Raw genomic sequence first — 20,831 nt, forward strand, 5'->3', positions numbered from 1 at the left:
TCATCAGGAATAATACTTAAGAACTTACAAATCGACAAAATAAATCCATTGGAATAAAGAACCGGCTATCTTCCCTAATACAAGTGCCATTAACAGATAAATAATCTTCTCTTGAATTCCGATTCGTTTAGAAAGAATCGGAAAAACATTCAAAACTTCAGTCAAAGCAGCAGCCAGCATCCCATTAAAAATCCCATCTGCCAAGCCAATCGGAATTAATAAAAAATGATGCAGGGAAAATTTCGTTTCCTGTAAGCCTAACCATGTTCCAGCGACAACACCTGCAATAATTGCTGCTTCATAGTAATGAATCATTTTCATCGTTTTCGTCAACTGAGTCAGTCTCGGTATCACTCCAAGTACAGTCAAAAACGCTACAAAACCGGCACCTGTTGCAAAACCTCCAGCTAGACCGACAAAGATTCCGAAGATAATTTTACCTGTCATCAAGATGGCGCACGTTTTCCTTATTTTCATTCATGGTGACATAACGGTCTAAATCCTGCTGGTAATTGAACATTTCAACTTCGAGCGGACTAGGTTCCTCATTAAAGCGTTTTTTAAAAAAGTGATTAAAAAATAAAATCATTCCTATGCCAAGTCCGAAGCTATAAGGTATCTGTATTAATAGTGGCTTTTCATCTAGCTTCCCCGTTATTAACGTAAAGACTTTTTGATGGACTTCCCCCATACTGACATCAACATGGAAATTCATAATTGTCATCCCAGCTCCAATAAATAATAAGAACCAGACTAAAGCAAAAGTCAGGTAAGACATTTTCTTTTTTGAATATATGACTTCGATGATGGTCTGAGATGGCCCAAATGTCTGCACTTCAATTTGCGGATCCACTTTACGAATGGCCATGATAAGTTGAGCCAAATCAATTACAATAATATTCTTATCTTCCTTCTTGACCGTTAATAAAAAGGTCTCTTCAATTATTTGAATCACTTCTTCAGGTCCGATTATCCTTGCAATATCTTTAATCCTCACCGTTTGATTTCCCTTTACTTGTACACGGTTCCTCATCCTGATATATACAACTGCCATTATCATCACATCCCGACCTTTTATTTCCTTATGATAGTAGTATGGATTGGAAACACAGTGAAAATGCAGGAAGTAACGGATGTCCAAATATTACTAATTACGAGGGTGAAAGATAACACAAAAAAGACATGCTGAATGACAGCATGTCTTTTTTGTTTACATTATTAACTTAATGAGTTGGGAAAAAAATCAGTTGAACTAAAAATATCAATCCAAAAATATAAATAAGTGGATGAACTGATTTTCCTTTTCCACTAAATAACTTCATAAGGGGATATGTTATGAATCCAATTGCAATCCCCGTTGATATGCTTGAAGTAAGAGGCATCGTTAAAATAATCGCAAATGCCGGAAATGCATCATCAAACATTTTCCAATTGACTTTAGCTAAACCTTCCATCATAAAACAACCTACGATAATCAAAACAGGTGCAGTGATTGCTGAAACTGAAGAAATGGCCGAGATCAATGGAGAAAAGAAAATAGATGCTGCAAACAAGATAGCTACCACCGTGGCTGTTAAACCAGTACGGCCTCCTGCTGCCACACCTGTACTAGATTCAACATATGCTGTGGAAGGACTTGTTCCAAACAAAGAGCCAATTGTCGTCGCAATTGCATCTCCTAAAAATGCTTTTTTCGCACGAGGTATTTTCCCGTCCTTCGTTAAACCTGCCTGCTCCGTTACTCCAATCAATGTACCTGTCGTATCAAAGATTGTCACAAGTAAAAAGGCAAAAACAACTGAATATAGAGAGTTCGTAAAGACCCCAGAGATATCGATATCGAAAAATACCGGTGTAGGCGGCACAGATAGCACTCCATTAAAGTTGAGAAGACCGATAAAGTAGCCAATGACTGCCGTAATGATCATCCCAATAAAAATTGCTCCTTTAACATTGCGTGCCATTAAAATTAACGTTATAAATAAACCTGCAAGTGCTAAAACTGTTCCAGGTTGATGCAAGTCGCCAAGCGTAACCATAGTTGAATCATTCGGTACGACGATTCCCGCGTTTTTCAATCCGATAAACGCGATGAATAAACCAATTCCAGAGGTGATTCCATATTTTAATGAATTCGGAATGGCATCAATTATCATTTTGCGCAAGCTCGTTACACTTATCAATAAAAATAGCAAGCCTGCAATGAAAACTGTTCCAAATACGGTTTGATATGAAAGACCTTGTGCACCAACTACACTAGCAAAATAAGCATTCAAGCCCATCCCCGGTGCAATCGCAATTGGATATTTTGCGACCAACCCCATAATAAGGGTACCTATAACAGCAGAAATGACTGTTGCCATAAAGACTTGTTCAAATGGAATTCCGATTGAGGATAATAAAGCCGGATTCACAATAAGGATATAAACCATAGTTAAAAATGTCGTAACACCCGCCATAACTTCAGTACGGACATCCGTCCCATTTTCTTTTAGGGAGAAAAACTTTTCTAAAAACATCATTTAGACCTCCAGATCTAATGGAAACACCGATACAATCGTTTGCATACGAAGACAAAGGTGTCCTAAAATTGTACTGCATCTACACTTTTTTCAGATTAGCCATATTCGTTGAATGAAAGATAAAAAACGAATGAAAAGCGCGACCTTTACTATAATATTCGTTTTTAATTCTAAATTCAACTAAAAAATTTCATCCCCTCTCTTATTTCCGCAAATTCCCATTTCCCTCAAACTACTATGGGCTCCTTTTTATTATGATTAGAGTCTTTTTACCTTTTCCTAAAACCCGAATTTTTCTCAAATCAAATAAAAAAAACCACATGAATCACTGATTCATGTGGTTTTTCATCTGCTGGAGAATTTTCTTTTCCAGCCGTGACACCTGTACTTGGGATATGCCAAGTCTTGCTGCTACTTCCGATTGCGTCTGGTCTTTATAGTACCTCAGGAAAACAATTAGTCTTTCACGTTCATTCAATTCATGGATGGCTTCTTTTAAAGCGATTTGGTCAAACCATGATGTTTCATTATTGTCGGCAATCTGGTCAAGAAGAGTAATCGGGTCGCCATCATTTTCATAAACCGTTTCATGGATGGAAGAAGGACTTCGACTAGCCTCTTGGGCCATGATAATTTCCTCTGGTGACAGCTCAAGATGTTCCGCCAATTCATTGACAGTTGGAACACGGCCGTACGTTTTTGAAAGTTCCTCTTTGGCTCTACGAATTTTATTTGCCATTTCCTTTAAAGAACGGCTTACTTTTACAGTTCCATCATCACGGATAAAACGTTGAATCTCTCCAATGATCATTGGTACAGCATACGTAGAGAATTTCACTTCAAACGATAAGTCAAATTTATCTACGGACTTCAAAAGTCCAATGCAGCCAATCTGGTATAAATCATCCGGTTCATAACCTCGATTGAGGAATCTCTGTACTACGGACCAGACAAGTCTTAGATTGCTATTAACAATCAAGTTTCTTGCGTCCTGGTCACCACTCTGGCTGCGTTGGATTAAATTCCGTAATTCCTCATCTTTTAAATGGGGCTGGCCTTTTTTGCTCTTCTCTTTTTTAACCTCCACATCCATATGCAAGTCTCCCTTAATTGCACAAAGCTCTGCTTGTAGTTAAGTGCTTTTTTAATCGAATGATCGTACCTTCACCCTTATGGGAAATAATATTAATTTCATCCATGAAGTTTTCCATAATGGTGAATCCCATACCGGAACGTTCAAGTTCAGGTTTTGTCGTAAATAGTGGCTGTTTAGCTTCCTCGACGTCTTCAATGCCCAGTCCTTCATCACGGATGGTCAATTCTACAGTATCACCTTCAATAATCACAGAAATGTAGACCCATCCTTCCGGGTCACTCTCGTACCCATGAATAATCGAATTCGTAACTGCTTCTGACACGACAGTCTTGATCTCTGTCAATTCATCCATTGTTGGATCTAACTGGGCAATAAAAGCCGCAACTGTAACCCTGGCAAAAGATTCATTTTGGCTTAGTGCAGAAAATTTCGTTTCCATTTTATTTTTCATCTTAGGCAACCCCCAGTCTTTGCAAAGCGTTTTTTTCGGATAGTTCCATTTTAACAATTTTAAACAACCCTGACATCTCAAATAACCGCTTTACTGCTGGAGAAATTGCGCAGACGACCATTTCACCTTGTTTATTGTTTACCTGCTTATAACGCCCTAAAATAACACCGAGTCCTGAACTGTCCATAAAATGTAATTCTTCTAAGTTGAGAATAATGTGCTTGATGTTATGCTTTTGAATTGCTGTCTCTGCCTGTTTTTTCAATTTTTCTGCTGTATGATGATCTAAATCACCTTTGAGACGAATGCATAATACACGATCTTTCGCCTCCATATTAATCGTAAGACTCATTATATACAGCCTCCTTCACTGTCTTATAAAGAGTCAAATTCTCTTTTTCACCTGCAGATTCCTTCTTCATAGCAAAACTAGTGGGCTTTCGCCTAAATTAGTACATTTATCAGGTAATGCGACAAATTATTCTATTTGACTTGAGTAAACATGCCGAAAGCCCGTTTATACAATTGCCACCAACTGGCTTTTTCAACAGTTTCCTTCGCAACAATTGGCGATTCGACATACACCTTACCGTTTTTCTTCAATTCAAGCGTACCAATTTGATCGCCTTTTTTGATTGGTGCATTCAAATCTTTATTAAGAGTAATTTTTTTTGTAAAATCCTTCGCTGTTCCGTTCTTGGTTGTCAAAACTGAAATAGGTTCACTTGTTACTCCTATAACCATTTTCTTGTGACCTTTACTTACCTTTGATTCTCCTAACATCTCGCCTCGTTTATATATAGGGTATGTGATGTATTGTGAAAAAGCATAATCAAGCATTTTGGTAACCTGCGCATTTCGTTCCTTCGGAGATGCTGCTCCGAAAACGACGGCAATGACCCGCATATTCCCTTTTTTCGCTGTAGCCGTCAGGCAATACTTCGCTTCATTTGTAAATCCTGTTTTTAGCCCATCTACCCCCGGATAAAATTTCACTAATCGGTTCGTGTTAACAAGCCAGAATTTCTTTTCGGTATTTTCACGGAGATAGTCTTCATATGTACCCGTGAACCTTGTAATTGTATCGTATTTCAATAACTCCTTCGCCATGATGGACATATCATAAGCCGAGCTGTAATGATCTTTAACAGGAAGGCCAGTCACATTTTGAAACTTCGTGTTTTTTAGCCCGAGATCTTTCGCTTTTTTGTTCATTTTCTTAACAAACTCTTCTTCAGATCCCGCAATTCGTTCCGCCATCGCAACCGATGCATCATTCGCCGAACCAATCGAGATGCCTTTAAGCATTTGCTCCGTGGTCATTTCTTCACCTGGCTCGAGGAAGATTTGAGAACCACCCATCGACGCTGCATACTCACTTGTCCTGATTTTTTCCTTCATGGTAAGATCGCCTTTATCGATTGCTTCCATGATTAGCAGCATCGTCATGATCTTGGTCATACTTGCCGGTGAAAGACGATCATCTGCGTTTTTATCATACAATACGGTACCTGTATCCCGTTCAATTAAAATAGCAGATTTAGCATTAGCCGCTAAGTCGACTCCTTTATCTTCCGCTGCTTTTGTATGTGGGATGCTAAAACCAGCAGCTATTAATACGGTTAAAAATAGAGAAAGAATCCGCTTCATCTCCATACCCTCCAATCTTTATATGATTTATTTTTTCCATTACACCCATTTTTATACAAATAAGTTCATTTAAAGATAAATTTTGTAAATATAAGAATTATTAGGAAAATTAACACAAAAATAAAAAGAGGATGCGCATAGGCATCCTCTTTTTAAAATCATGGGATTATTTTAGCTACATAAGCTAGCTAAGGTTACAAAAAGGTCACTCTCTAAAAAAAGAGCAACATTTTTGAAGTTACATTATTCCATAATCTCTTTATAGATAAGCGTAGGTTTTTCAACTTTTTCTTTCGAGATAGATATGTTTTCATACAATTTTTCTTTTACTTCTGAAACATCTTCAAAATTACTGTAAATCGTCACTAGAGATTCACCTTTTGCCACGACTTCTCCGATTTTTTTACGGAGTACTAACCCAACAGCTAGGTCAATTTCTGATTCCTTGGTCGCTCTTCCGGCTCCTAAAAGCATAGCCGCTGTTCCAACTTCATCGGCAACGATTTTTGATACATATCCATCTTCTTTTGCTTCAAGCTCAAAAGTATAGGCAGCCTGCGGAAGTTTTTCTGGCTGATCTACAACCGAACCATCGCCTCCCTGAGCTTCTAAGAAAACCTTAAATGAGTTAAGAGCAGAACCATCTTTAATTGCGTTTTCAAGCAGGGTTCTAGCTTCTTCAAGCGAGCTTGCCTTTTTAGCAAGGAACACCATATGACTGCCTAGTGTTAAGGAAAGTTCCGTTAAATCTTCCGGACCTTCACCTTTAAGCGTATCGATTGCTTCTTTCACTTCTAAAGCATTTCCGATTGCGTAACCTAGCGGCTGGCTCATATCTGAAATTACAGCCATCGTGTTTCGCCCAACATTATTCCCGATGCTCACCATTGCATGAGCTAATTCTTCTGAGTCTTCGAGAGTTTTCATGAATGCTCCTGCACCCGTTTTCACATCAAGTACAATTGCATCGGCACCAGCAGCGATTTTTTTACTCATAATTGAACCAGCAATCAAGCCGATGCTGTTAACAGTAGCCGTTACATCGCGCAATGCATATAACTTTTTATCCGCTGGTGTTAAGTTACCACTTTGACCAATGACAGCTATTTTATTTTTATTCACAAGTCGTATAAACTCATCATTTTCTATTTCCACATGAAAACCTGTAACAGATTCCAATTTATCAATCGTTCCGCCAGTATGGCCAAGACCGCGTCCTGACATCTTCGCTACCGGAACTCCTACTGCAGCCACTAAAGGTCCAAGAACAAGTGTTGTCGTATCACCAACACCTCCAGTGGAATGCTTATCAACCTTAACTCCTTCAATCATAGTTAAATCAATTTGATCGCCCGATTCAACCATAGCCATGGTTAAATCAGCACGTTCTTGCTCATTCATACCTTTGAAATAAACGGCCATTGACCAAGCACTCATTTGGTAATCAGGAATCGTTCCATCAGTAAACCCTTGGATAATGAACTGAATTTCTTCCGTAGAAAGAGCCTTACCATCACGTTTTTTCTCGATTAGATCTACCATTCTCATATTAGATTCCCCGCTTTTTTAAAGGCACCGCTACATTTAGCTGTGCTTATTTTATTTTAAATTTAAACTGTTTTAAATGTCTTTAACGATTTGTTTAACGAATTCCAGAAAACTACTCTTTACTTTTTCCGTCGTTTCAATTACTTCTACATGTGACAACGGCTGATCCAAAATGCCTGCAGCCATGTTGGTAAGACATGAAATACCGAGTACTTTCATACCGCTATGTCTTGCCACAATAACCTCCGGAACAGTGGACATGCCGACTGCATCCCCGCCAAGAATCCTTGCCATTTTCACTTCTGCGGGTGTTTCATAGGTCGGGCCTGAATTCCCAATATAGACACCTTCTTTAATATCCATACCAAGCGATGAAGCAATTTTTTTAGCTTGAGCTCGCAGCTCTTTGTTATACGCTTCTGACATATCAGGGAACCTAGGACCAAACCGCTCTTCGTTTGAACCAATTAATGGATTTGCCCCCATTAAATTGATATGATCCGTAATTAGCATCAAGTCTCCCGGTGCATAGCTTTCATTAACACTTCCCGCAGCATTAGTTACAATTAACTGCTCAACTCCAAGAAGCTTCATTACACGCACAGGGAATGTGACTTTCTCCATAGAGTATCCCTCATAAAAATGAAAACGACCTTGCATAGCTACAACTTTTTTGCCGCTTAAAATACCGATGACAAGCTGACCTGCATGTCCCTCAACAGTTGATACTGGAAATTCCGGTATATCGTGATATGGGATCGTAATAGGATTCTCAATTTCATCTGCTAATACCCCAAGTCCCGAACCAAGAATCAATCCTATTTCTGGAGAACCATCAATCTTACTTTTTATAAATGAGGCAGCTGCTTCTATTTTATTAAACATATATTTTTCTCTCCCCTTAATTCATATCGCCCAAAATATTTTTTCCGTAGGCAGGCATTTTCACATCAAAGTTAGCTGCGACTGTTGCCCCTATATCAGCAAATGTATCTCTTATTGGAAGCTCGCCAGCTTCTGTAAATCGTTTAGAATAAACTAATAATGGCACATATTCACGTGTATGGTCGGTCCCTTCATGTACCGGGTCATTCCCGTGATCAGCAGTGATGATTAATAAATCGTCCTCTTTTAGCTTATCGAGTACTTCTGGCATTCTAGCATCGAATTCTTCTAATGCCTTTCCGTAACCCTCTGGATCACGTCTGTGACCGTATAAAGCATCGAAGTCGACCAGGTTAAGGAAACTTAAACCTTTGAAATCCTGTTCGATGGTTTGGATTAATTTATCCATTCCATCCATATTAGATACGGTCCTTAAGGATTCAGTGACCCCTTCACCATCAAAAATATCAGAAATTTTCCCGATTGCCAGAACATCATATCCGGAATCTTTCAATTCATCCATAACCGTCCTGTTAAATGGTTTTAAAGCATAATCATGACGATTAGGCGTTCTTTTGAAGCTGCCTGGTTGGCCTGTGAAAGGTCTTGCGATTACGCGTCCAACCTTAAATTCATCAGCCATTGTTACTTCACGTGCAATCTCACAAATTCGGTATAATTCTTCTACCGGAACTATATCTTCATGGGCAGCGATTTGTAAAACTGAATCCGCAGATGTATAAACAATTAACGCACCCGTTTTCATATGTTCTTCGCCAAGTCTTTCTATGATTTCCGTCCCGCTAGCCGGGATATTCCCAATAATCCCACGACCCAATTTCGCTTCGAGGTCATTGACTAATAATTCTGGGAAACCATTTGGGAACACACGAAATGGAGTCGATATATTCAACCCCATAATTTCCCAGTGTCCAGTCATCGTATCTTTTCCAGTAGACGCTTCTTTCATTTTCGTATAGTATGCGAGCGGTTGCTTCGCTTTATCAATCCCTTTGATTTCACGGATATTGCCTAAACCCAATTTTGCGAGATTTGGCATGTTTAATCCATTCATTTTTTCTGCGATATGACCAAGTGTATCTGACCCTTTATCACCGAATAAATCTGCATCAGGTGCTTCACCAATCCCTACTGAGTCCATAACCACTACAAAAATACGTTTAAACGCTGAATTCCCTTTCATGCTCATTCCTCCTAAAATAGTAAATCAGTTTTTATACTCTCTATATTACCCGTATACTGTTTAGTTACTCTTCAATAAAATGAAAATTACGAGAACGTCAGAAGTCTGACCTCTCTACATTGTAAACGATTACCATGATGGAGACAAATAATATATTTCTGAAAGAAAAACGTATCACTAGATCTTCACAATGTCCACTATAGCGATTTAGTATCGACCGTTTGTATCCCCTTTCAATTTCGAAAAAGGCTGCTTTCTTCATCTGTTTTGCAGTGAAGTTCACAACCTCTCTATCATTCTACTAAACTTCTAAGCTCGCGGATGAAATTTTGAATATACATCCTTAATCCGAACGTTTGTAATATGAGTATAAATTTGCGTCGTCGATATATCCGCATGACCTAGCATCTCTTGGACTGCCCTTAAATCTGCCCCATTCATTAATAGATGTGTCGCGAAGGAATGACGCAAAGTATGTGGGGTGATTTCTTTTTCTATTTGCGCCGTTTTCACAAGTTTCTTTAAAATCTTCCAAAATCCCTGTCTTGTCAGCCTGTTTCCATGATGATTCAAAAAAAGTGACTCTGTTCGGTGCTTTGGACTAGCAAATTTTCCTCGGGCCCTATCCAAATAATTTTCAATAGCACCAAGTGCCGTTTGGCCAATTGGAATGATTCTTTCTTTATTTCCTTTTCCAATACAGCGGACAAAGCCCATCGATGCATGGACATCACTCACATCCATTGATATTAACTCACTTACGCGCATCCCTGTCGCATACATCAATTCAAGCATCGCCTTATCACGCAAACCATATTCATCCATTACCTTTGGGGCCTCTAATAACGCTTCCACCTCTTCCATGCTTAGCACTTTTGGGAGGCTTCGCTCTGGTTTTGGTGTTTCTATATGTAAAGATGGATCCTGGTCGGTCACCCTTTCTCGGAGAAGAAATTGATGAAAAGACCTAATGGAGGCGATATGACGCGCTACCGTTTTCGATGATTTGCCCTGATCCTTCAAATGAACCAGAAAATGCAAGATGTTCACCCTCCGCGAATCATTCCAGTTGGTAATGGTTTCTACATTTTTCAAGTAGCTCCAATATGAATTTAAGTCGCGTTCATAAGAAACGAGCGTATTCTTGGCAAGTCCTTTTTCAATGGTTAAAAAATGAATAAAATCCCTAATTTGATTCTCCATATTCATTACTCCCCGTTTAAATAAAACAACATTAAGCGTTCAAGCCATGCATCATCACCTGTATCAACAGCCTTTGATACTTTTACAGCCATACCTTTGGGTTCGTCATAACGATGATAACTTTGATATTCCTGATTTAACCATACCATTCCTATATAAAAAAGAATAGTGAAGCTAACAAAGAGAATCATCACTTTAGCTGTATGTAGAACAAGCGACAATGAAGTTTTCATCACCTTTCCCCTCCCATTCGATCCTTTGTATCAATCTATGCCCAACAGGACAAGTTTTATACATGTTTCGGTAAGGAGAAAGTAAAAACAGCTATAAAAGAGAAAAGTGACGTTATCCTAATTTCCTGAATTCAGCTACATGTCGAATGGACCTTGCTCTGCAGATATTTACCCTTTTAAAAATGCAGAAAACCTTCTCCATTTAATGGAAAAGGTCCGACTTTATTCACCTTTATTCTCGTCTTTCTCATGGCATCGATGACAAATACCATGAAAGGTTAATCTATGATCTTTAATCTTGAAGTTCCAGTCGCGTTCTACAATGGATTCTACGTCTTCAAGTAAGTCTTCTTGAATCTCATCTACCGCTCCACATTCCACACAAACAAGATGATGATGGAAATGGGCAGCCCCTTCTTGTCTTAAATCATAACGGGAAACCCCGTCTCCAAAGTTAATTTTATCTACTATCTTCAATTCAGTCAGCAACTCTAGCGTACGGTATACTGTTGCCAATCCAATTTCCGGCGACTTTTCTTTGACAAGGAGGTAAACGTCTTCTGCGCTTAAATGATCCTCTTCGTGCTCAAGTAAAACGCGGACGGTCGCTTCTCGCTGAGGCGTTAGTTTGTAGCTGGACGAGTGCAACTGCTTTTTTATTCTATCAATTCTATTTTCTATTTCCATACCTATATTCCCTCCCGCGCCGCTATCTTATCCATTATAACAAATGAGGGAAAACTGTCAAAATAGATTTCTTGTTAATGATAAAAAAATTGTTGTGATTAGCAAATTCCCTTCAATGACCCAGGAAACTGACGACATTTTTCATTAAAGAGGGTGATAAGTATGCTTCAAATACAGCAGCTGTAATTAAAAATAATCCTGACAAAATTAATGAAAAAATATAGCGTGATATAATTGGCTTCAGCGGCTCTCGAATTTGCTTGAGGAAAATCCGGCTGATCATTTTCATTGATAGCGAGACAGCAAGGACCGTTATTACGATGAAAATCGGTACAATGAATATATTTTGTGGTAGAATTGCGACAAATGATAATAAGAACCCGCTCCACCCCATTTGATTAACTAAAAAGCCGACTGTAAACCCTACAACCATTCCTTTAATAAATAACAATATCAAGATAACCGGCAACCCAATAACCGAAATCCCAAGAATCCAGATGAGGCCTATATATTTTATGTTATGCATAATACTTTGGCTAAACATATCATGCGAAGATGCAAATTCTCCTTTGGTAACTTGTCCAAAAAATTGTGATAAATAATAGAACAAGTCCTCTTTTTGGGTAAAACTCAAACTATTTACGAGTACAGCGCCAAAAATGACACCCATTAAAAAAAGCACAGTGATAAAGACATATAATGAGGAATGTTCGTTAATGTGTTTCATTACGGCATTTTGTACGACAGATTTTTTTTTCATCTTTCATCCTCCCAACTCCGCTTACTAGAATCTATGTTTTCACTCTTTCATTTATGCTAAAGAAAACAAGTATGAATTCCCTAATCAGGAAGAACACCTCAAAGCAATATCATGTTATAATTTTCCATAACCATTACTTGGAGGTGTGATATGAAAGCTATATTAATGGATTTCCCAGAAAAAATTGAAACTCCACGGCTATATCTAAGACCTTGTCAACCTGGAGATGGCAAAGATGTGTATGAAGCCATTGTCCGTTCCCAGAATGAATTAAAACAATGGCTTCCATTTGCCCATCAGGAACCGTCCTTGGAAACCTCAGAACAGAACGTCCTAAAAGCCTTTGCGGACTTTATTTTAAAAGAGGATATTAGACTTCATATTTATAGGAAAGAAGACGACCAATTCATCGGTTCCACTGGTCTGCACCGAATTAACTGGGATATCCCCAAATTTGAGATTGGCTATTGGATTGATACGATGCACAGTAAAAAAGGGTACATAACCGAAGCGATTGAAAAGTTAACCCAATTTGCTTTTCATCATTATGGGGCAAAGCGGGTTGAAATCCGCTGTGACCCTAATAACCTTGCTAGTAAACGAATTCCCGAAAAACTAAAGTATACTCTTGAAGGAACTTTACATAATGACTGTCTAAGTGCTGACGGCAAGGAATTGCGAGACACCTATATATATGCAAAAACAACAAACTAAAAAAAGTCCTGACAGTATAAACCTCCTCTGTCAGGACTCTTTTTTGTTCCCTTACATAAACAAATAATTAGCTGTTCTTTTTTACTTTCCCATACTTACCTCCGCCCCCAACTTCAAAAGTAAGCTCCCCTTTTCTGGCAGAATCGATATAGTGGGCCAATTTTTCAGGAACGATTTCTGTGAGTTGTTCAAGGGTTACCTCATGAAGGATATTCATCTCGGTTCCAAATGCCTTTAGCAGTTTTTCCATTGATTTAGGACCAAGTCCCGGGATGAAATCGAGGGGTACTTGATGGATATATGGCGGTCTTTCCCTTCGTTTCTCTCCATTCATTTTAGGAATAGATAGTTCCTCTATTCGAGTCGACACCCCTTTAATGATAGTCTTGTTTCCACATTCAGGACATTGTTCATTATCCCTTAACAATTGATGTAAACATCCTGAACAAACGGTTTGATGATATTTTCCCAATAAGGGATTCAACCCATAATTGGCTGATACCTTTCGTCCTTCTTTATCTTGAAGGGCTTTTGCCAACTCGTTAAAACTTGGTTCTTTAAGTCGAATTTTTTGATATTCACGAGCTATTTTCCCAAGCGAATGTGCGTCAGAATTCGTCACGAAGACAAAGGATTCCAACTCTTTTATATCCTTGACCATATCTGTATCAGAACTTAACCCAAGCTCGATGGCGTCGATTAACTCTGGATCGAATACTTCAGCCAGACTCGACTTTACCCCTTTACCATATAAACTTTTAAAGGGGGTAAAAACATGTGCTGGGATAAACAAGCCGCCAAGTGATTTTACTATTTTTTGCAGTGTTCTTCCGTCACAATAAATTCTTTGAGAGCTTAAGGTGATATTTTTAACATAACCGCTCATCCACACCGAAAAATTCTTCATCGCTTCCAATGTTGGAAAATAGGCAAGAACATGGATTGGGCCATTACAATGCTGATCATAAATTTCAATTTCAGAGCCTGGAATGATTGTTGTGTTCCGGTAAAGAAGACCGCCTTCATCCTTCTCTGTAATTTCCCCGTCCAGAATTCCTGCTTCAATCTCTTCGATAACTTCAGGAGAATGGCAGTCAATTATCCCGATTAAATCGAGACCTTTTCTCTCACTTGCCACTTGTATCACCTTGCTGAAGGTCAACGTTTTAGCACCGGTTATTTTTACGGCCTTTCCACTTCTTGTTCTGCCTATGTGGATATGCAGGTCAGCGTAATACTCTTTCATTTATGAAGTCATCACCTTTTTCAACTGCAGGTACTGAACTGCATATGCCGTTTTGGCATCCTGGATTTTTCCTTCATCTATATAGGTTTGAGCTTCCTCTACCGTCAGCTCAATCACCTCGACAAATTCATCCTCATCCAAGGGGGCCGCATTTTCTTTCTTTTTCAAATTGTGGGCTACATAAATGTGAACCAATTCATCGGCAAAGCCTGGGGACGTATAAAAGGATATGATGTGTTCCATTTTTTCGCATACATACCCTGTCTCTTCCTCAAGTTCCCGTTCTGCCGACAGAATCGGTTGTTCGCCTTTTTCGAGCTTTCCTGCAGGAATTTCAACTAGACTTCTCTCCAGCGCTTTACGGTACTGTTCGACCATGATGATTTTATTGTCTGCTGTAACAGCTATGATTGCAACCGCTCCCGGATGCTTGATGATTTCACGTTTACTTGTTTTTCCATCTGGAAGCTCTACATCATCCACCTGTAGGCTGATTACTTTACCGGTGAATACTTTTTCCGAAGATATCGTTTTTTCTTCAAATTTTTTCATCCTGACCACTCCTCTGTTCTAATTGCAGTATTATTCTTCATACATTTTACCATAATAGAGATGGAGGGCGATTCGATGAAAGTTTATGTATTGGAAAAAGGCGTCATTTTATCTGGAAAGAGTTGGGAGATCATTCAAAAACTAAAACAATTGCAAAATAAATATGTCTATATCAATGATTGGATTGCCGACATACCCGATCAACAGACAACCTCTCCTTTAAAACGAATCAAGTGAATTCTTTGAGCGAAATGGATTTGTCCTTTACAATGTAGGTAAAGGGAGTGGATAAAATTGAAAAATCGTAGACTAGGAAATTCAGAGTTATTCGTATCTGAAATCGGGCTCGGCTGCATGTCATTGGGTACTGTCGAAAGTCAGGCATCTGAGATCATACAGGCTGCTTTGGATGAAGGAATCAATTATTTTGATACTGCTGACTTATATAATTTCGGTGTGAATGAAGAAATCGTCGGAAAAAACTTAAAATCGGTCCGCGACCAAGTATACATAGCCACGAAGGTCGGAAACCGCTGGAATGAAAATAAGGATAGTTGGAGCTGGGATCCATCTGGCACCCATATCAAAACGGCAGTAAAGGACAGCTTAAAACGGCTAGGAACCGATTATATTGATCTTTATCAGCTGCACGGGGGCACGATTTCAGACAATATCGAAGAAACAGTTGAAGCATTTGAGGAGTTGAAAAAGGAAGGCTATATCCGGTACTATGGAATTTCCTCAATTCGCCCCAACGTAATTAAGAAATTTACCGATAAGTCTGATCTTGACTCCGTGATGATGCAATACAGCCTACTCGACCGCCGCCCAGAAGAGTGGATGCCTCTTTTGGAAAACAAACAGATCAGCATCATTGCCCGTGGCCCCCTTGCCAAAGGACTGCTTAGTGAGAAAATGCTTGAAAAGGCAAATGAAGATGGTTATCTTGACTATAGTTATCAAGAACTTAAAGATCTGCTTCCACAATTAAAGGACAAGCTTTCCGGCAGAAAGTTGAATGATACGGCCCTGCAATTTGTATTGTCACACCAAAGCGTTGCTGCTGTCGTACCTGGAGCAAGCTCAGTGCAGCAGCTCCATGAAAACTGCCGTGCCGTTAACAGCTCTTCGCTTACTGAAGCTGAACTTGATGTGTTGAAGCAGTTGACCAAAGCAAACAAATATGAAAGTCATCGGGATTGAACTACCCACCACTTATCGACCTTACGGTCTGATTGAAGTGGGGGATTCCTAAGAACATTAGCCTATCGGCCAATTTTTAATTAGGCTACTCCCGTAGTTCCTACGGTTAGAAGCCTTATGGCTTCATTCATTAGATTGAGTCCTGCGTTAATATCTCGATCGTGGTGAGTAGTACAAAAAGGACAATCCCATTCACGAAGATTCAGATGTTTAACGTCTTTATTTTGGTAACCGCAGCTAGAACACAATTGGCTAGAAGCAAACGTTTTAGATACGGTCACGATTTGTTTACCATACCATTTTGCTTTGTATTCCAACATTTTTTTGAATTGGTACCAAGATACTTCACTAATAGCTTTAGCTAGTTTGTGATTTTTCATCATATTCGACACTTGCAAGTCTTCCATTCCAATCACATCGTGGTTTTTGATGATTTCGGTAGAAACTTTATGTAAGTAATCCATTCGGGCATTTGAAATTTTTTCGTGTAGGATAGCCACTTTTCGTTTTTGTTTTTGATAGTTTTTAGCTTCAGCCAATGGTTTATTTTGATTCAAGGCTATTTCTTGTCGCCTTGAAAGAATCCGTTGTGCTTTGGCCAATTTCTTTTCGACCGTCCGGAAGAATTTTGGGTTTTGATAGACCGTACCATCTGAAAGAATAGCAAAATTCTTCAAACCAACATCTACACCGCACGAACGATTCGTTTTAGAAAGTACTTGTACATTGGTTTCCGCTAAAACGGAAATGAAATATTTACCCGAAGGGTTCCGCCTGATTGTGGCATTGATGATTCGCCCTTCGACTTCGCGGCTTTTAGCAAAACGAACTAGACCGAGTTTTGGCAATTTGATTTTGTTTCCAACAATTCCAATATTCCCATTCGTCTGTTTAGTCGTATAGGACTGGATAGGATTCTTTTTCGATTTGAAGCGTGGTGACTTGTTTTGCTTTTTATAATATCGACTATAGGAATCTGCTAAATTTTCCACCGATTTCTGTAAGGCAATACTGTCTACTTCTTTCAGGAAAGAATACTCTTTCTTTAAAGCTGGAAGTTCTTTGATTGTTGCGTATTTATTCAGAAAAGAACCTTTCCATTCATTAGAGGTTAATTGGCCGTTCTGCTTCATTTCTTCACAAATATACCAGTAGGCATCTTTCTCCTTTTGTTTGCCTAAAAAGAAGTTATAAACAAAACAGGAGCAGCCGATCGTTTTATTGATTAGAACTAGTTGTTCTTTAGTTGGATAGATTCGAAATTTATAAGCTTTGTTTACGACCATTGGTTTCACCCCCTTATTGTTATTATTAAACATCGAACATATGTTTGTAAAAACATTACTTTGGCTTATGCCAACTGCCATTCATCTCGCCTTTCACATGCTTGAAGAGGGAGTCTTCTGGCGGGAAATGATAAAAGGGAGACCTTAAACTAACCTAGTATTTCAAAGAAAAATATAACACAGCATTAATAGGCTACCTTATTCCCTTAAAACAGCGGGCTGAGGTAGTCTATTATCGCTTAAACCCTATCGCTATCTTCATCATAATACTGCACTGATCTCTCCGTTTTTCCATCTGCTTATTTAATAGGGAAACCCTTCAACTTAGACCAAGCTTAAACCCATCTAATTGCATTCTTCCAACATTTACCATTCTTGATATTCTGTTTTTATTTTATTGTCTCTATTTTTTAGGTTTGCGCAATATTGTTATCACTCCTAATGATTTTCACAAATTCTTTTCTGTTGCTTTTCTTAAATACATGCTATACAATTAAATTGTGCACAATCTAAATATGAAGCAAAGGAGAAAAATGATGACAAAAACATTATTTACTACGTCTGTAACGGTTGATGGGGGAAGAGAAGGAACGGCCATTTCTGCCGATGGAAACTTCACAGTTGATATTGCGATGCCTGGAACGCCGAGGGCTAATAAGATGCCTGAAGCATCTAATCCTGAACAGCTCTTTGCAGCTGGGTATGCTGCTTGTTTTGATAGTGCTTTGCAATCCGTTGGTAAAATTGAACGCATTAAATTTGATTCTAAAGTCACTGCTAGTGTCAGTTTATTGATGGGTGAGATGCATCAGTACAGCTTGGCTGTCACTTTAGCTGTGAAAGGATCTGGGATCGATAAAGAGACGTTTGAAACCCTTGTTCATAAAGCGCACCAAATGTGTCCTTATTCAAAAGCAATCAACGGCAATGTGGACGTCACTATTGAAATCGATGTAGATTAATATATCCGACAAAAAAACGCTTGGGCTCCCCAAGCGTTTTTTCTTTTCGCTAAAATTTCTGTAATGTTGTCAACAGTTGGAGCAGCGAAGCTTTCAAATCCTCAACCACCCTCTTATCCTCACCCGACATAGCTGAAATGCGATCGGGAATGAAACAGGCCTCTTCCTGTAAACCCTTTCCCTTTTCGGTCAGCTGAATCATGACAGACCGTTCATCTTGAGTGGAACGTTCACGGACAATTAAGCCATTCTGTTCCATTCGTTTTAACATGGGGGTAAGCGTTCCTGAGTCGAGGGCAAGTAAATCCCCTAATTTTTTAACTGTAAGTGTATCCTGCTCCCATAGTAGAAGGAGAACGAGGTACTGTGGATATGTCACTTCGAGTTTATCAAGCAGCGGTTTATATTTTTTCGTCATTTCCCTTGAACTTGCATAAAGCAGGAAACATAATTGGTTTTCCAGTACATTTTCTAATCTTTTTTCCATCATATCACCAGCTAGTAGTAGTCCGTTTGATATTGTGAATACATATCAAACTTATCTTTAATATAATCGTTATACTTTATAAAATAAAGCAATATTCGTTATTGAATAAATGTCGGCGTACTCTTTCAGAAAGAGTGGTTTATCAAAAAGGGAGACAGTACCAAGTCTGCTCCCTTTTTACATTATTTATAGTTCTTCCAGTTAAGATTGCTTTCTCCCAGCAGCTCTTCGAATGATTTATTTTTCTCACGCCGTTTTCTTTCTTCGCGTTTTTTTTCTTCTTCCGCTGCTTTTTTCTCTTGTTCAGCATCATTCAGTTCTTTTTGCTTTTGACGAAGCTGGGACATGATATCTTGATTAAGCATATCACCAAGTTTCAATGATGATGACTCTTTATCTTGTATTTTGCTTTGATTTTGATTCCGCGACTGTTTCTTTTTCATCCCTAAAACCTCCTAGCCATTATGAAATTATTATATCACGACTGCGGTTTCTCTCGTTATGATTTTCAAACAGTGTTTTCTCCATTTCCCTCATGGTAAAATAAAGAAAATAACTGAGGAGGATTTTCATGAAAAAATGGTGGCTTGCATTGGCTGGAATTCTGACCTATATCATCGGCGTCGGCATTTATTTTTCTAATCGGATCATGTACATGAAAAAGAAGGAAGATGATTTTATCCAGAATCGTGAAATTATGGCTAAACGTCTAATTAAAGAGGATTTTGATATCCTACCTAAAACTGAAATCTGGGTACCTTCACCATCCGGATATTCCTTGAAATGTTTGTTTATCGAACCGTTTGAGACGAATAAGTGGATTATTATTTCACATGGTGTGACGGAGAACAAAATTAATTCGATTAAGTACATGAACATTTTTCTTAAGCGCGGCTTCAATGCTATCATTTATGATCATCGCCGTCATGGAGATTCTGGTGGTAAGACTAGCAGTTATGGCCATTATGAAAAATTCGATTTGAAGGCCGTGATCGACGAATTGAAAAGACGTAAAGGCTCCGACGACCTTCACATTGGCATTCATGGGGAATCCATGGGAGCCGCAACTCTGCTTCTGTATGCCGGGATGCTTGAAGATGGCGCTGATTTTTACATTGCCGATTGCCCATTTTCAAACTTTGAGGAGCAGATCAAACACCAAATCAGCGCGGAAATCCCTTTACCATCTTGGACCGTGTTTCCGCTTGGTCGTACGTTCATCAAACTTCGTGACGGATATTGGACTAAAGAAGTGTCACCGATTAATTATATAAAAAATATTAAAAAACCAGTACTGTTCATTCATAGTGAACATGATACCTTTATCCCCGTTTCCATGACAACGGAATTATATGCAGCAAAAGAGGGGCCAAAGCAGCTGTACATTGCTAAAAAGGGCGCCCACGCTCAATCTTATAATGAAAATCCAAAAGAATATGAAGAACAAATTGATCAGTTTCTTAAACAGCTTGTATTAAGATAGAAAAAGAGAGGATACCTATCATGAAAGCTTGATATCCTCTCTTTTTCTTCTTTTAGATTTTATTAAAGTAGCTCATTCTCGGATTTAAGATTTGATTCGGACTTTTTAACTGAAAGCTGTTCGCTTCCGGTACAAAGTCTATTTTCATAACTTCATCGAGAAAAATCATTTTTGACTTTTCTACGTATAGAGAGATTCCGTTTGTTTCCACTCTCTCGTTACCTTCATCAAGTTCGTTGACTAACCATAGGGCTGTCACACCACTCACAACGCAGCCACAGCCATCTGTGTCATATTTTAACTGTAAAAATCCTTCTTGCCCCTGTATCTTATCGGCTATTTTATCTGCCGCTCTTTCCGTCCATTCAATATACATGATTTTACATACCTCCTCATGTGTTTTCGTTCCCTCATTATAAACGATAAAAACGTTTCTGTTAATGAAACTGCTTTATGCCATTTTCAAGATACTCAAATGAAGGTCCTTTCCACCAATGTTGCTTCCATTAAGAAAATCACAGCCCAATGTTCCTCGTATTTCCTCTTATTTTCGATAAAAAAAAAGGCCTATCTCTAGGAAACAGCCCTTCCACTATTATTCTATTAACCTTACGCCCGCTATATCGGCGAGACGGATATAGTGAACCTGTTAAAAACAA

Annotated in this window: 25 protein-coding genes; 5 read left to right on the top strand and 20 right to left on the bottom strand. The window is 38.8% G+C overall.

Translation table 11 applies throughout. The features are described 5' to 3' along the window. Window positions 1–24 precede the first annotated feature (24 nt). The 14 genes from JFV29_RS18495 to spoIIM form a co-directional block, all read right to left on the bottom strand. Window positions 25–447, bottom strand: a complete 423-nt coding sequence (locus tag JFV29_RS18495; RefSeq protein ID WP_201185685.1) for a stage V sporulation protein AB — start codon at window positions 445–447, stop codon at window positions 25–27. Further along, the gene (locus JFV29_RS18500; RefSeq protein WP_201187942.1) at window positions 437–1,057 is read right to left on the bottom strand and encodes a stage V sporulation protein AA; all 621 of its coding nucleotides are present in this window, start codon (window positions 1,055–1,057) and stop codon (window positions 437–439) included. The genes JFV29_RS18495 and JFV29_RS18500 overlap by 11 nt, the downstream gene beginning before the upstream one ends. 166 nt (window positions 1,058–1,223) lie before the next feature. Next, window positions 1,224–2,522 carry an NCS2 family permease gene (locus tag JFV29_RS18505; protein WP_056525184.1) on the bottom strand — a complete coding sequence of 433 codons (1,299 nt, stop codon included), beginning with the start codon at window positions 2,520–2,522 and terminating at the stop codon, window positions 1,224–1,226. A gap of 325 nt (window positions 2,523–2,847) precedes the next feature. Continuing rightward, a complete protein-coding gene (sigF, locus tag JFV29_RS18510) occupies window positions 2,848–3,615 on the bottom strand; it encodes an RNA polymerase sporulation sigma factor SigF (protein WP_053346843.1) in 768 nt (255 codons plus the stop codon). Window positions 3,616–3,628: 13 nt separating this feature from the next. Then, window positions 3,629–4,069, bottom strand: a complete 441-nt coding sequence (spoIIAB, locus tag JFV29_RS18515; protein ID WP_053346844.1) for an anti-sigma F factor — start codon at window positions 4,067–4,069, stop codon at window positions 3,629–3,631. Window position 4,070: 1 nt separating this feature from the next. Continuing rightward, a complete protein-coding gene (gene spoIIAA / locus JFV29_RS18520; protein ID WP_201185687.1) occupies window positions 4,071–4,421 on the bottom strand; it encodes an anti-sigma F factor antagonist in 351 nt (116 codons plus the stop codon). A gap of 131 nt (window positions 4,422–4,552) precedes the next feature. Then, complete coding sequence (locus tag JFV29_RS18525) at window positions 4,553–5,719, bottom strand: D-alanyl-D-alanine carboxypeptidase family protein (RefSeq protein ID WP_201185689.1); 1,167 nt, start codon at window positions 5,717–5,719, stop codon at window positions 4,553–4,555. A 243-nt stretch (window positions 5,720–5,962) separates the two neighbouring features. Beyond that, entirely contained in the window at window positions 5,963–7,267 is a 1,305-nt protein-coding gene (locus JFV29_RS18530) for a pyrimidine-nucleoside phosphorylase (protein ID WP_056525190.1), read from the bottom strand. 72 nt (window positions 7,268–7,339) lie between these two features. Beyond that, a complete protein-coding gene (locus JFV29_RS18535; protein ID WP_053346848.1) occupies window positions 7,340–8,152 on the bottom strand; it encodes a purine-nucleoside phosphorylase in 813 nt (270 codons plus the stop codon). 16 nt (window positions 8,153–8,168) lie between these two features. After that, window positions 8,169–9,356, bottom strand: a complete 1,188-nt coding sequence (deoB, locus tag JFV29_RS18540) for a phosphopentomutase (protein WP_201185691.1) — start codon at window positions 9,354–9,356, stop codon at window positions 8,169–8,171. 309 nt (window positions 9,357–9,665) lie between these two features. Next, complete coding sequence (xerD, locus tag JFV29_RS18545) at window positions 9,666–10,559, bottom strand: site-specific tyrosine recombinase XerD (RefSeq protein WP_201185693.1); 894 nt, start codon at window positions 10,557–10,559, stop codon at window positions 9,666–9,668. Window positions 10,560–10,564: 5 nt separating this feature from the next. Further along, on the bottom strand, window positions 10,565–10,792 hold the full coding sequence (locus tag JFV29_RS18550; protein ID WP_053346851.1) for a YqzK family protein: 228 nt from the start codon (window positions 10,790–10,792) through the stop codon (window positions 10,565–10,567). 222 nt (window positions 10,793–11,014) lie between these two features. Next, complete coding sequence (gene fur / locus JFV29_RS18555; RefSeq protein WP_053348129.1) at window positions 11,015–11,473, bottom strand: ferric iron uptake transcriptional regulator; 459 nt, start codon at window positions 11,471–11,473, stop codon at window positions 11,015–11,017. Between the two features lie 118 nt (window positions 11,474–11,591). Next, on the bottom strand, window positions 11,592–12,239 hold the full coding sequence (gene spoIIM / locus JFV29_RS18560) for a stage II sporulation protein M (RefSeq protein ID WP_053346852.1): 648 nt from the start codon (window positions 12,237–12,239) through the stop codon (window positions 11,592–11,594). A 150-nt stretch (window positions 12,240–12,389) separates the two neighbouring features. Here spoIIM and JFV29_RS18565 point away from each other — a divergent pair, with 150 nt between their 5' ends. Further along, a complete protein-coding gene (locus tag JFV29_RS18565) occupies window positions 12,390–12,953 on the top strand; it encodes a GNAT family N-acetyltransferase (protein WP_201185695.1) in 564 nt (187 codons plus the stop codon). A 67-nt stretch (window positions 12,954–13,020) separates the two neighbouring features. Here the strand turns inward: JFV29_RS18565 and JFV29_RS18570 are convergent, their stop codons facing one another. Beyond that, window positions 13,021–14,199, bottom strand: a complete 1,179-nt coding sequence (locus tag JFV29_RS18570) for an endonuclease Q family protein (RefSeq protein ID WP_201185697.1) — start codon at window positions 14,197–14,199, stop codon at window positions 13,021–13,023. Further along, window positions 14,200–14,751 (bottom strand): NUDIX hydrolase, encoded by a 552-nt coding sequence (locus JFV29_RS18575; RefSeq protein ID WP_053346855.1) that lies wholly within the window; start codon window positions 14,749–14,751, stop codon window positions 14,200–14,202. Between the two features lie 75 nt (window positions 14,752–14,826). On the opposite strand from JFV29_RS18575, the gene mciZ reads away from it, so the two are divergent. Both mciZ and JFV29_RS18585 read left to right on the top strand, forming a co-directional pair. Then, window positions 14,827–14,988: a Z-ring formation inhibitor MciZ gene (gene mciZ / locus JFV29_RS18580; protein WP_201185699.1), complete on the top strand. Its 162-nt coding sequence runs from the start codon at window positions 14,827–14,829 to the stop codon at window positions 14,986–14,988. A gap of 57 nt (window positions 14,989–15,045) precedes the next feature. After that, window positions 15,046–15,954 (top strand): aldo/keto reductase, encoded by a 909-nt coding sequence (locus JFV29_RS18585; RefSeq protein ID WP_201185701.1) that lies wholly within the window; start codon window positions 15,046–15,048, stop codon window positions 15,952–15,954. A gap of 80 nt (window positions 15,955–16,034) precedes the next feature. On the opposite strand, the gene tnpB is transcribed toward JFV29_RS18585, so the two are convergent. Next, on the bottom strand, window positions 16,035–17,240 hold the full coding sequence (gene tnpB / locus JFV29_RS18590) for an IS200/IS605 family element RNA-guided endonuclease TnpB (RefSeq protein WP_201185703.1): 1,206 nt from the start codon (window positions 17,238–17,240) through the stop codon (window positions 16,035–16,037). A gap of 536 nt (window positions 17,241–17,776) precedes the next feature. Here tnpB and JFV29_RS18595 point away from each other — a divergent pair. Continuing rightward, window positions 17,777–18,202 carry an organic hydroperoxide resistance protein gene (locus tag JFV29_RS18595; protein ID WP_056525211.1) on the top strand — a complete coding sequence of 142 codons (426 nt, stop codon included), beginning with the start codon at window positions 17,777–17,779 and terminating at the stop codon, window positions 18,200–18,202. A gap of 49 nt (window positions 18,203–18,251) precedes the next feature. Here the strand turns inward: JFV29_RS18595 and JFV29_RS18600 are convergent, their stop codons facing one another. Next, on the bottom strand, window positions 18,252–18,689 hold the full coding sequence (locus JFV29_RS18600; RefSeq protein ID WP_056525214.1) for a MarR family winged helix-turn-helix transcriptional regulator: 438 nt from the start codon (window positions 18,687–18,689) through the stop codon (window positions 18,252–18,254). Between the two features lie 182 nt (window positions 18,690–18,871). Next, entirely contained in the window at window positions 18,872–19,132 is a 261-nt protein-coding gene (locus JFV29_RS18605; protein WP_201185705.1) for a YqkE family protein, read from the bottom strand. A gap of 128 nt (window positions 19,133–19,260) precedes the next feature. On the opposite strand from JFV29_RS18605, the gene JFV29_RS18610 reads away from it, so the two are divergent. Beyond that, the gene (locus JFV29_RS18610) at window positions 19,261–20,172 is read left to right on the top strand and encodes an alpha/beta hydrolase (protein ID WP_201185707.1); all 912 of its coding nucleotides are present in this window, start codon (window positions 19,261–19,263) and stop codon (window positions 20,170–20,172) included. 52 nt (window positions 20,173–20,224) lie between these two features. Here JFV29_RS18610 and JFV29_RS18615 read toward each other — a convergent pair whose 3' ends face one another. Continuing rightward, window positions 20,225–20,548 (bottom strand): iron-sulfur cluster biosynthesis family protein, encoded by a 324-nt coding sequence (locus JFV29_RS18615; RefSeq protein WP_053346861.1) that lies wholly within the window; start codon window positions 20,546–20,548, stop codon window positions 20,225–20,227. Between the last annotated feature and the right edge of the window lie 283 nt (window positions 20,549–20,831).

The organism is Peribacillus sp. TH16 (assembly GCF_016651095.1).
In the GTDB taxonomy this organism is placed as follows: Bacteria; Bacillota; Bacilli; order Bacillales; family DSM-1321; genus Peribacillus; species Peribacillus butanolivorans.